The 11,682-nt window shown below is 67.6% G+C and carries 8 protein-coding genes; 7 read left to right on the forward strand and 1 reads right to left on the reverse strand.

Going from position 1 to position 11,682, the window contains the following annotated elements; translation table 11 throughout:
- Nucleotides 1-14 precede the first annotated feature (14 nt).
- Together TA3x_RS13655 and TA3x_RS13660 are read left to right on the forward strand one after the other, a co-directional pair.
- Complete coding sequence (locus tag TA3x_RS13655; RefSeq protein ID WP_435022098.1) at nt 15-1,877, forward strand: 30S ribosomal protein S1; 1,863 nt, start codon at nt 15-17, stop codon at nt 1,875-1,877.
- Between the two features lie 431 nt (nt 1,878-2,308).
- Nucleotides 2,309-3,157: a sigma-70 family RNA polymerase sigma factor gene (locus TA3x_RS13660; RefSeq protein ID WP_435022100.1), complete on the forward strand. Its 849-nt coding sequence runs from the start codon at nt 2,309-2,311 to the stop codon at nt 3,155-3,157.
- Between the two features lie 78 nt (nt 3,158-3,235).
- Here TA3x_RS13660 and TA3x_RS13665 read toward each other — a convergent pair whose 3' ends face one another.
- Nucleotides 3,236-3,976, reverse strand: coding sequence for a PEP-CTERM sorting domain-containing protein (locus TA3x_RS13665; protein WP_435022102.1), 741 nt, complete (start codon nt 3,974-3,976; stop codon nt 3,236-3,238).
- Between the two features lie 675 nt (nt 3,977-4,651).
- On the opposite strand from TA3x_RS13665, the gene TA3x_RS13670 reads away from it, so the two are divergent.
- The 5 genes from TA3x_RS13670 to TA3x_RS13690 all read left to right on the forward strand — a co-directional run bounded on the left by TA3x_RS13670 (nt 4,652) and on the right by TA3x_RS13690 (nt 11,668).
- Nucleotides 4,652-7,105, forward strand: coding sequence for a DUF3656 domain-containing U32 family peptidase (locus tag TA3x_RS13670; RefSeq protein WP_435022360.1), 2,454 nt, complete (start codon nt 4,652-4,654; stop codon nt 7,103-7,105).
- A gap of 249 nt (nt 7,106-7,354) precedes the next feature.
- Nucleotides 7,355-7,858, forward strand: a complete 504-nt coding sequence (locus TA3x_RS13675) for a hypothetical protein (protein ID WP_435022104.1) — start codon at nt 7,355-7,357, stop codon at nt 7,856-7,858.
- A gap of 76 nt (nt 7,859-7,934) precedes the next feature.
- Nucleotides 7,935-8,819: a hypothetical protein gene (locus TA3x_RS13680; protein WP_435022106.1), complete on the forward strand. Its 885-nt coding sequence runs from the start codon at nt 7,935-7,937 to the stop codon at nt 8,817-8,819.
- Between the two features lie 189 nt (nt 8,820-9,008).
- Nucleotides 9,009-10,313, forward strand: a complete 1,305-nt coding sequence (locus tag TA3x_RS13685) for a homoserine dehydrogenase (protein ID WP_435022108.1) — start codon at nt 9,009-9,011, stop codon at nt 10,311-10,313.
- A gap of 137 nt (nt 10,314-10,450) precedes the next feature.
- Complete coding sequence (locus tag TA3x_RS13690; RefSeq protein ID WP_435022110.1) at nt 10,451-11,668, forward strand: cofactor-independent phosphoglycerate mutase; 1,218 nt, start codon at nt 10,451-10,453, stop codon at nt 11,666-11,668.
- Nucleotides 11,669-11,682 lie beyond the last annotated feature (14 nt).

The following is an 11,682-nucleotide window of genomic DNA, read 5'->3' on the forward strand; positions in this document are numbered from 1 at the left end:
AATCACACCCAACTATGGTAGATCGCAATCTGCTCCGTGAGTTCGACGTCAGCGACGATGAACTCGGCTTGATGACCGTTGGCGAGGACGGCGAGAACGACTTCGATCGCTTCCTGACCGATGGCCAAAATTTCGACATCGGCGGGATCGTCTCCGGCAAGGTCATCGAGATCGTCGGCGACCAGGTCATCGTCGACGTCGGCTACAAGTCCGAAGGGCTCGTCCCGCTCAACGAGTGGGAAGACGGCGAAGAGCCGCCCAAGCCCGGCGACGCCGTCGAGGTCCTCCTCGAAGGCATGGAGGACGAGACCGGCGAGATCGTCCTGTCGCGGAAGAAGGCGCACCGGATGCGCCAGTGGGAGATGGTGATCTCCAAGTACCACGAGGGCGACTCGGTCTCGGGCAAGGTGACCCGCAAGATCAAGGGCGGCCTCCTGGTCGACATCGGCGTCAACGTCTTCCTGCCCGCCAGCCAGGTCGACATCCGCCGCCCGTCGGACATCGCCGACTACATCGACCAAGAAATCCACTGCATGATCCTCAAGATCGACGAGGGTCGGCGCAACATCGTCGTGTCTCGCCGCAAGCTGATCGAGATCACCCGCGAGCAGCAGAAGAAGCACCTGCTCTCGGAGATCGAGACCGGCCAGGTCCGCAAGGGCACGGTCAAGAACATCGCCGACTTCGGCGCGTTCGTCGACCTCGGCGGCATCGACGGCCTGCTGCACATCACCGACATGTCGTGGGGCCGGATCAACCACCCCTCGGACATGGTCAAGATCGACGATCAGATCGAGGTCATGGTCCTCAACGTGGACAAGGACCGCGAGAAGATCGCGCTCGGCCTGAAGCAGAAGTCCGCCAGCCCGTGGGAAAACGTCGCCGACAAGTACCCCGTCACCACCCGCGTGATGGGCGAAGTCGTCAACGTCATGAGCTACGGCGCGTTCGTCAAGCTTGAGGAAGGGATCGAGGGCCTGGTCCACATCTCCGAGATGAGCTGGACCAAGCGCATCAATCACCCCTCCGAGCTGGTGAACATCGGCGACAAGATCGAGGTCGTGGTCCTGGCCATCAACAAGGAGAAGCAAGAAATCTCCCTGGGGATGAAGCAGACCCAGACCAACCCGTGGGACCAGGTCGCGCACAAGTATCCCCCCGGCACGATGATCGAGGGGACCGTCCGCAACCTGACCAACTACGGGGCGTTCATCGAGATCGAGGAGGGCATCGACGGCCTCCTCCACATCTCCGACATGAGCTGGACCCGCAAGATCGGCCACCCCAACGAGGTGCTCGAGAAGGGCCAGAAGATCCGCTGCCAGGTCCTCAACGTCGACCAGGACCGCAAGCGCATCGCGCTCGGTCTCAAGCAGCTCAAGGACGATCCCTGGGAGACCGACATCCCGGCCCGCTATGGCCCCGGCGATGTGGTCACCGGCAAGGTCACCAAGCTGACCAACTTCGGCGTCTTCGTCGAGCTGGAAGCCGGCCTGGAAGGCCTGCTCCACATCTCGGAGCTGGCCGACCACAAGGTCGATAGCCCCGAGGAAGTCGTCAACGTCGGCGACGACATCGAGGTCAAGATCCTCCGCGTCGACCGCGGCGAGCGGAAGATCGGCCTGTCTCGCAAGAAGGCCCACTGGTCCAAGGAAGACGGCGAGCCCGAAGAGGGCGGCGAGGCGTCGACCGCCTCGGCCGGTTCGCCCAAGTCCGAGGCCCCCGCGCCCAAGCCCGAAGTCAAGGGGCTCAAGGGCGGCCTGGGCGGCTCCGGCCCGCTGTTCAGCATGGGCGGGGATTCGACCCCGGCCGAGCCCGAACCCGCCGCCGAAGCCCCGGCTTCGTCCGAGCCCGAGGCCCCGGCCGAAGGCGAATAAGCCCACCCTCGCAACCGTATGATCCTGGTCGCCGTCTCCTCTCCGAGGGGACGGCGACCTTTTTTTGCGCGCACGCCCCAGATTTCCAACGTAACCGGGCTTGACTACCCATCCGCAACAAACTGCATTACTATCAAATTGCCGGTAACTCCCATATTTCCAAAGTCATCTCAAGTTACCCAGAGTACGGGTCGATAGCTAATCTCAGGTCGGGAAGTTCTCGCGGACTTTCTGACGGCAAAGGCAGAGGGTGACTCGTAGGCGGCGGCGGAGGCCGGATCGGCCGCGGGTCGAGCCCGGGGGCCTGGCAAGGGCCTGACCGGGGAGCGGAAGGTTGGCCCATGAGGGGCAGAGCCCGCTGGCCCTTATCTCGACGATCCGGCCCGCCGGGCGGACCCCTACACGAGAACGACCGACGACGAGGTTCCTTCATGGCCCGTATTCGACGACATCGCCGAGACACGGTGCAGAGTCCCCTGGAGACGTATCTCCGGGAGATCAACGAAACCGCTCTGCTCAACGCCGACGAAGAGAAGATGCTCGCGCGAAGGATCGCCGAAAGCGACTTGGAAGCGAGCAAGGCGGCCCGGGACCGGATGGTCCGCGCCAACTTGCGGCTGGTGGTGAACATCGCTCGGGGCTATGTGGGCAAGGGATTGGCCCTGCAAGACCTGATCGAGGAGGGGAACCTCGGCCTCCTCCGCGCCGTGGAAGGGTTCGACCCGGCCGTCGGCACCCGGTTCAGCACCTACGCCAGCTACTGGATCAAGCAGTCGATCAAGCGGGCCCTGGTCAATACGGCCAAGCCGATCCGGATCCCGGCCTACATGGTCGAGCTGCTGAGCAAGTGGCGGAAGATGGCCGCCGACCTCCAGGATTCGCTGAAGCGACCGGCGACCGTCGAGGAGATCGCCCGGGCCCTGGAACTGCCCAAGAAGAAGCTGGCGATCGTCAAGAAGGCGATCAAGGTCTACAACCTCGTCCCCCAGACCGACCAGCCCGAGAACGGCTGGAGCCTGGGCGAGATGCTCATGGACGAGCGGACCAAGGCCCCCGACGTCGAGATGGTCGAGGCCGACAACCTCAAGCTGGTCATGCACCGGCTCAACGAGATGGACAAGCGCGAGGCCACCGTCCTGCGGATGCGGTTCGGCCTGAACGACGCCCCGCCGAAGACGCTCAAGGAGATCGGCGAATCCCTGGGCCTGACCCGGGAGCGGGTCCGCCAGATCGAGAACGAGGCCCTCGGCAAGCTCTCGGCGACCTTTGCGGCCGACTGATCGGCCGATGACGAGGCCCGGGCTGATCCGAAAATCAACCCGGGCCTGGTGGTGTTTCGATCGAGTCCGGGCCGTTTCTCAGGCCCCGAGATCCCGGGTCGTGATCCGGCGGCGGCCCCGATAGAACAGGCCGGCACCGCAGGCGAGCAGGACGACCAAAGTGGTCGGCTCGGGGACGGGCGGCGGGATCGGGGTGCTGGTCCGGTGGGTGTTGGTCAGGACCTTCTCGCTGGCGAAGTCGGCGGTGAAGACGCCCTGGAAGGTGCTGTTGGCCTCGGACGTGACCCGGATGTAGGCATCCGGCCCGTAGCTGGCCGCGAGCACGCCCCCGGTGATCTTCAGCTGGAGATCGAAGATATCCTCGCCCGTGACCGCCTTGCCGAGGTCTTCCGAACCGAACGCGGTCGGCGTCCCCTGGAGCAGCAGGCCGGTGTAGGTCTGGTCGCCGACGACCACCTTGCCGTAGAGCTGGAACGAGTTCTTGTCGCTGTCGACGAGCCGGCCGTTGGAGTCGAGGACCGCCGTGACCGTCTGGAGCCGCATGCCGCTATCGGACTTGGTGACGTCGTACTCGTCGAAGCCGCCGCTCGACGTCCTGCCGGTCGTGAGCAGGAAGGGCAGGTTGGTCAGCTGGAAGACGCCGGTGCCGGTCGACGCATCGTAGGAATAGGTCTGCGACCCGTTGGCGAAGGCCGTGATGTCGGGGAACTCGCGTTGATCGTTGGGGCGGAGCAGGGCGGCGGTGGCCCGGTCGGCAGACCCGAGGACGACGATCGCGATCAAGCCGGCGGGAACGATGAGGCGGCGCATCCGGTGCATGGGAACTCCCTTGTAGCCGGCCGCCGATCGGAGCTTTCCGTGGTGCAGTTTCGGGTTCGACGGAAAGGTGCGGATCGGGGCGCGGCTGCAATTAGGTCCGACTCAAGTGAACCGGGCCGAGAACAGGGAGCGACGTCGCTGCCCCAGGACTCGACCAACGCCCTCCAGGCGCGTCGGTTCGAAGCAAATCCAAAGCGATCGAGACGACGGTGCGACTCGTTGATGACGATCCTCGCGGATCGGCCGGCCATCACGGGTGTTTAGCGGGGTGTCGGACGAGATGGGGTGGCGGGGCCATCCGGAATCCGTTCCGAGCCAGGCTCAACTCCGGGGAGTTGCTGATCCCCCTCGCTCCTTGAGGGGTATGGGTGCGGGCAAGCCGATCCCGACGTCGATGTCGGCAGGCTTGCGGAGCGGAGGTGATTAAAGCCGGACTCGCCGAGACTGTCAATCGCGAAACCGGCGATTCGAGAAAAGCCCCGCCGAGGCGACTCGGACCCCTCGGGTTGGCTTGTCGGCGGTAGTCCCTGACCGGATAATGGTTGAGCATCCCGACCGACCCTCCCCCGATCGAGAAAGCCTTTCTCCGTGTCGACAGCGTTGGAACCCCGGCTCGATCGAACCCCCGCGCTCGCCCGTCCGGAATTGCTCTCGCCGGCCGGCAACCGCGAATGCATGGTCGCGGCCATCGAGAATGGGGCCGACGCCGTCTACTTCGGCCTCCAGGGGCACAACGCCCGCGCCCGGGCGGCCAACTTCGCCCTGGATGACCTCGACGGGGCGATGACCCTGCTCCACCGGCGGGGGGTCAAGGGTTACGTCACGCTCAACACCCTGGCGTTCCCCTCCGAGCTGGCCGACCTGGAAAGGGCGATCCGCCGGGTCGCCGAGGCGGGCGTCGATGCCGCGATCGTCCAGGATGTCGGCCTGGCACGGTTGATCCGGGCGATCACGCCCGACCTGGAGATCCACGCCTCGACCCAGATGTCGATCACCAGCGCCGAGGGGGTCCGGCTCGCCCGCGAACTCGGCTGCACCCGGGTCATCCTGGCCCGCGAACTCTCGCTCCGCGAGATCGCCAAGGTCCGCGCCGAGTCCGACCTGCCGGTCGAGGTCTTCGTCCACGGGGCCCTGTGCGTGGCCTATTCCGGGCAATGCCTGACCAGCGAGGCCCTCGGCGGCCGGTCGGCCAATCGGGGCGAGTGCGCCCAGGCCTGCCGGATGCCCTATGAAATCGTGTGCGACGGAGAGCTTCAGGACCTGGGGAAGACGAAATTCCTCCTCAGCCCCCAGGACCTCTCCGCCCACGACCTCGTCCCGGCGCTGATCGAACTGGGCGTCGCCAGCCTCAAGATCGAGGGCCGCCTCAAGGCCCCCGAATACGTGGCGAACATCACCCGCCACTATCGCGAGGCCATCGATCAGGCCGTCTCGGGCCAACCACGGGCGGCCGACCCCGACGCGGTCCGCGAGATGGAACTGTCGTTCTCGCGCGGATTCAGCCACGGCTTCCTGGACGGCAACGATCACAAAGTCCTGGTCCGCGGTGACTACGCCAAGAAGCGAGGCGTTTACGTCGGCGAGATCACCTCTCTCGCGAATGGCCGCGTCTGCCTGAATTTGTCCGCCCCGGTGAAGCCCGGCGACGGGATCGTGTTCGACGGCGACGAGCAGGCGGGCGTCGAGGAGCAGGGGGGGCGGGTCTACGAGGTCTTCCGGGATGCGTCCGGACGCGGGCGATTCGCGGCCCCGGCACCGGTCGGGCCCGAAGGGCTGGCCGCCGGCCCGGCGCAGCTCGGGTTTGGGCGGCGTGATCTCGACGTCCGGCTCCTCCGCCCCGGCCAGAGGGCCTGGAAGACCGATGATCCCGAGCTGACCCGCAGGCTCCGCCGCACCTTCGAGGGGCCGCCCCGACGCAAGGCGGCCCTCGACGTCCGGATCCGAGCCCACGCCGGCGAGCCCCTGCAAATCTCCGCGGTCGCTTCCAGCGGTGCCCGGGCCGAGATGGCGTCCGAGATGCCCCTCGACCCGGCGACCAACCGACCGGCGACGGCGGACGACCTGCGGGCCCAGTTCGATCGGCTGGGCGGCACGATCTACGAGCTGGGCGACTTCGCCGCATCGATCGAGGGGGGGCCGCTCGTCCCCCGCAGCCTGCTCAACGACCTCCGCCGCAGGCTGGTGGAATCCCTCGACGCCCAGACGTTGATCCCCGCCCGCGCGATCGCCGAAGGGCCGGTGCTGGATGGGCTCCGCCCCACGGTCATCGCGGCCCCCCCGGAGCCGCCGGTCCTCTCGGCCCTGTGCCGGACGGTCGAGCAGATCGAGGCGGCCACGGCCCGGGGCGTCCGGACGATCTATGCCGAGTTCCAGGACATCAAACAGTATGGCGCCGCGGTTGGGGCGGCCCGCAAGGTCGACGGGACGGCGATCTACCTGGCGACCACGCGGATCCAGAAGCCGGGCGAGGCCAACCTGTTCCGCTACCTGGAGAAGCAGGGTGCCGACGGGTTGCTGGTCCGCAACCCGGCCGGGCTGTTCCACTGCGCGGATCGGGGCGTGCCGTTCGTCGTCGACTTCTCTCTGAACGCCGCCAACGAGCTGGCGGTCGACTACTTCATGGGCCGGGGGGCGCAACGGGTCGCGGCCTCCTATGACCTGAGCTTCGAGCAGCTGGACGACCTGATTCGGGCCACGCCGGCCGGCTGGCTGGAGGTCGTGATCCACCAGCAAATCCCCATGTTCCACATGGAGCATTGCGTCTTCTGCGCCTTCCTCTCGCCCGGGAACAACGCGACGAATTGCGGACGGCCGTGCGACTCCCACGACGTGAAGCTGCGCGATCGGGTGGGAATGGAACACCCGCTGAAGGCCGATGTCGGCTGCCGGAACACGCTCTACAACGCGGTTCCCCAGACCGCCGCCGAGTTCCTCCCGCGGCTCATCGCCCGGGGCGTCCGCCACTTCCGGGTCGAGTTCCTCGACGACGACCCCGGGGCGGTGGGGCGCATCCTGTCCCTGTACCGGGGGGCGATGGATGGCACGCGCAATGCAAAGGATCTCTGGCGAGAGCTGAAGGCGACCAACCAGTATGGCGTGACCCGGGGCCAGCTCTCGATCCTGGCGTAAGGCGGGATGGACACGAACGTCCGGCCCTCCCGCACTCCCGGGATGCCCGCGTCGGATCATGGCGTGGGATCCTGGGGTGAGATAGATTCACACCCTGGGATATCACCACCGGGACCAGCAGGCCGCCCCCACCCTCGCCCGGCGAGGGGCCGGGTCCGGGGCCCGTCCGCCGTCCGGTCCGAACGGCCATCCTCCCGTCGTCCTCCAGCCACGACTCTTTCACCGAGGATCGTCATGACGGAAACGACCATGCCCCGACCGAGAACCCGAGGGGGATTGCTCCCCCTGATGCTCCTGCTCGCGTGCGCCGGCTGCCACGACGAGCCGAATCGATTCGATAAGGTCCAGCAGGAGACGCGGGGCCAGAAGGCGACCTCCGACGAGGCCGTCGCCGGGGGTGACTTCAACAAGTTCTTCCCACGATCGGAAGGGGATTTCTCGGTCATCTACACGCAGGAGAAGAAGGGCTTCGCCGAAGCCGAGGTGAAGAAGGGGGGGGAGGTGCTCGCCACCCTTTCGATCTTCGACACGACCAGCAACCCCGAGGCGGCCCAGAAATTCCGCGATGCGACCCTGACCCTGGACACCTATCCCGAGGTCGAAGTCGGCAGCCTGGGCACGGCCATCCTGGTCGAGAACCGGATGCAGGTCCAGGTCCGGTCCAAGGATGCGGGGATCGACAAGGCGGGGCGAGAGTCCTGGATCCGGCGATTCGACCTGCCCAACCTCGCGGCCTACGCCAAGATCCAGTGAGCCCCGGCCGGACGCCCGGGCCCCGCGCCGAAGATTCATCCCCCGGATCCATCCCTCCACCGTCGGAACCATCATCATGAGCGCGTCGATTTTCAAGCTCGTCGACGATCTGCCCGAATCAAACCTGACCGTCCGGATGCTCAAGGCGATCGACACGATCGTACCGGGGAACTACACCAACCTCGTCGGCTTCGAGCACACGATCAAGACCATCACCGGCGAATCCGACGAGGCGATGGTCCAGAAGATCGGCGAGCGGGCCGTGGCCCTCTACAACGACAAGAAGCAGGGCTATCAGCGGGCCATCTGGCTCTACGGCGCCGCCGAGACCATGAGCAACATGGTGGGGGCCGCCTCGCTCGTCAACAAGGTGGGCGAGAGCTGGAGCTTCATGAAGCTGCTCAAGTGGGTCACCCCCAAGGCGGAGAAGGCCCAGAGCCTCGACTTCGCCGTCAAGACCCTGCTGGAGATGCTGACCTACTGCCAGATCAACGGCATCCCGGGCGACAGCGTCGGCGACTTCGTCAAGGGGCTGACCAATTACAAGGAAGAAGCCCTGATCCGAGTCGCCGCGCTGATCTGCGTGGACGGCCTGATCCCGCTGGGCCCCGATTACCTGGACAAGGCGTTCAACGCCCTGAACAAGGGGGGGGCCTCGGAACTCCAGGGCAACTCCACCTACCAGTCGATCGAGCAGTACATCCCGGGCGACCCCGCGCACAAGATGGGCGTCGTGAAGCAGACGCTCGAAGGCGTCGGGGGCTGGATGAACAACTTCACGATCCAGAACCACCTGACGCAGGATTCGGTGCTGGGCAAGGTCAAGCAGTTCATCGACGTCTCGGAGAGCAAGCTCGACTACGTCGCCGCGTTCATCGACATCTCCACCAACTATTACGAGCACACCGGGACCCAGTCGGTGGCCCGGAGCCTGATCGAGCGCGCGGTCAACGAGATCTGACCGCAAGCTCCCCCGACGGGCCACCCCCGACGTCCCGACCCGCCGAAACCCACCGGCGGGGCGGGCCGTGGCCGGCTCGGGGGATGACCGGGACCCCCGAATATCCTATGATGCGACGTCGGCCTGCGCCCGATCGACGATGATGATGCGGGACGGCGCGGGGCCCTGGTCGGTTGTCGAGGGGGCGGGATGCAATCGGTCGCGGTGGGCCTGCTGGGCCTGGGGACGGTCGGTGGGGGGGTGGCTCAGCTCCTCGATGAGCATGGCGATCGGATCGCGGCCCGCGCGGGGCGGAGGATCGAGATCCGCCGGGCCGCCGTGCGCGACGTCGGCCGGGCCCGTGCGGGCCGGATCGCCGGCGACAGGATCACGGACGACCCCCGCTCGGTCATCGAGGACCCCGAGATCGCGATCGTGGTCGAGGTGATGGGGGGCATCCACCCCACGCTCGACCTCCTGCTGGCCTCGCTGGCGAACGGCAAGGACGTGGTGACGGCCAACAAGGCGCTGCTGGCCGAGCACGGCGCCGAGCTGTTCGCCGCCGCCCGCAAGCACGGCCGGACGATCGCCTTCGAGGGGAGCGTGGCCGGGGGCATCCCGATCATCCAGGCCCTAGGGGTCGGGCTGGCGGCCAACCAGGTCCAGGGCCTAGCGGCGATCCTCAACGGCACCTGCAACTTCATCCTGACGGCGATGAGCCGGGACGGCCTGCCCTATGCCACGGCCCTGGCCCAGGCCCAGTCGCTGGGGTTCGCCGAGGCCGATCCGACCCTGGATGTTGACGGGTCCGACACCGCTCACAAGCTCGCGGTGCTCGCCCAGATCGCGTTCCGGGCCGACGTGACCACGGCCGACATCCCCCGCGAGGGGATCGACCGCCTCCAGCCGGCCGACATCGCCTACGCGGCCGAGCTGGGCTATTCGGTCAAGCTGCTCGCCCTGGCCAAGCTGTCCGAACCCGGGCTGGAACTCCGCGTGGCCCCCACGCTGGTGCGCCGCGGCAACCCTCTGGCCGAGGTCAAGGGGCCGTTCAATGCCGTCCGGGTGGTCGGGGATGCGGTGGGCGACGCCCTGTTCTCGGGACGCGGGGCCGGGGCGATGCCGACCGCCTCGGCGGTGGTCGGCGACCTGATCGATGTGGTCGTGGGCCGGGCCGCCCTGACCTTCCGCGCCATGAATCTCTGGTCCGGAGCGGGGCAGTCCCCCCGGCTGGTGACGACCCACGAGGTCCGCAGCCGGTACTACCTCCGGTTCACGATCGCCGATCGTCCCGGGGTGATCGCCGCCTTGACCAAGATCCTCGGCGATCACGGCATCAGCATCGCCAGCGTGATCCAGCACGACCCCGGGGACGATGCGCCCGCCGATGCCCCGGTCCCCCTGGTCATCATGACCCACCTCGCCATCGAGGGGGACCTCAACGCCGCCCTCCGCGCCATCGATGGGCTGGACGTGGTCCACGCCCCGAGCGTCTGCCTGGGCGTCGAGGAATGAGGGGGCCGATCGGGTCGGCCCACCACCCCCTTAAATCTCGGCCTCGTCGCGGGTAAGATCGGATGTTCCGTCCCGCGAGGCGTCTACCTCCGGGCCGGATCGGTCCGATTCCCACGCTCGTCCAGGGTCCCGCTTCCATGCCTCAGAAATTCGCGATCGTGATCCCCGACGGGGCCGCCGATGAGCCGTTGGAATCGCTCGGGGGCCGGACCCCGCTCCAGGCCGCCCGCACCCCGGAGATGGACGCGATCGCCCGCGAGGGCGTGCTCGGCCGGTCGAGGAACGTCCCCGATCGCTTCCTCCCCGGAAGCGACGTCGCCACCCTGAGCCTGTTCGGCTACGACCCGGACGCGGTCTTCACCGGCCGCGCCCCGCTGGAGGCCGCCGCCGCCGGGGTCGAACTCGGCCCCGAGGACTGGGCGATCCGCTGCAACCTGATGACGATCGAGGACGGCCGCCTCTCCGATTTCACCGCCGGCCACATCACCTCCGAGGAGGCCGCCGAGCTGATCGCCGCCCTCGACAAAGGGCTGGGCGGCGACGGCATCGAGTTCCGGCCCGGGGTCAGCTACCGCAACCTGATGATCTATCGCGGGGCCGGCCGTCCCGCCCCGTTCGGGCCGACGACCAAGACCGTCCCGCCCCACGACCACCCCGACCAGCCCGCCGCCGAGTACCTGCCGACCGGCCCCGGGTCCGACCTGCTTCGCGACCTGATCGAGCGAGGCCGGGAGATCGTCGAGAACCATCCGGTGAACCTGGCCCGGGCCGACCTGGGCAAGAAGCCGGCCAATGCCATCTGGCTCTGGGGGCAGGGCAAGGCCCCCAGCCTGAGCAAATTCGCCGACCTGCATGGCCTGCGCGGGGCGATCATCTCGGCCGTGGACCTGGTCCGGGGCGTCGGGCTGCTGGCCGGCTGGGATCGGATCGACGTGCCCGGGGCGACCGGCTACCTCGACACCGATTATGCCGCCAAGGGACGGTACGGCGTCGAGGCGCTCGACCGCTACGACATCGTGTGCGTCCACATCGAGGCCCCCGACGAGGCCAGCCATGAAGGCCGGGCCGACGCCAAGGTCGAGGCCCTGGAGCGGATCGACCGCGAGATCGTCGGCCCGATGCGGCGGGCGATCGACTCGCATGGCGGGCGGATCCTGGTCTCGCCCGACCATGCGACCCTGGTCCGCACCAAGGCCCACGACCGCGACTGGGTCCCCTGGGCGATGGCCGGGGCCGGCCTGGCGGCATCCGGGTTCCCCTACGACGAGGCGTCCGCGGCCCGTGCCGGCGGCCCGTCCCTGGCGGACGGGCATCGCCTCATGAACACCTTCCTCGACATCGCGAACAATCGCTGATCGACGACCTACGG

Origin of the sequence: Tundrisphaera macrotermitis, from assembly GCF_051175315.1 — a bacterium.
GTDB lineage: Bacteria > Planctomycetota > Planctomycetia > Isosphaerales > Isosphaeraceae > Tundrisphaera.

What these genes read in the sequence shown, in the direction of transcription:
- TA3x_RS13655 (WP_435022098.1), top strand. Translation starts at nt 15, where the DNA reads ATGGTAGATCGCAATCTGCTCCGTGAGTTCGACGTCAGCGACGATGAA.
- TA3x_RS13660 (WP_435022100.1), top strand. Translation starts at nt 2,309, where the DNA reads ATGGCCCGTATTCGACGACATCGCCGAGACACGGTGCAGAGTCCCCTG.
- TA3x_RS13665 (WP_435022102.1), bottom strand. Translation starts at nt 3,976, where the DNA reads ATGCACCGGATGCGCCGCCTCATCGTTCCCGCCGGCTTGATCGCGATC.
- TA3x_RS13670 (WP_435022360.1), top strand. Translation starts at nt 4,652, where the DNA reads ATGGTCGCGGCCATCGAGAATGGGGCCGACGCCGTCTACTTCGGCCTC.
- TA3x_RS13675 (WP_435022104.1), top strand. Translation starts at nt 7,355, where the DNA reads ATGCCCCGACCGAGAACCCGAGGGGGATTGCTCCCCCTGATGCTCCTG.
- TA3x_RS13680 (WP_435022106.1), top strand. Translation starts at nt 7,935, where the DNA reads ATGAGCGCGTCGATTTTCAAGCTCGTCGACGATCTGCCCGAATCAAAC.
- TA3x_RS13685 (WP_435022108.1), top strand. Translation starts at nt 9,009, where the DNA reads ATGCAATCGGTCGCGGTGGGCCTGCTGGGCCTGGGGACGGTCGGTGGG.
- TA3x_RS13690 (WP_435022110.1), top strand. Translation starts at nt 10,451, where the DNA reads ATGCCTCAGAAATTCGCGATCGTGATCCCCGACGGGGCCGCCGATGAG.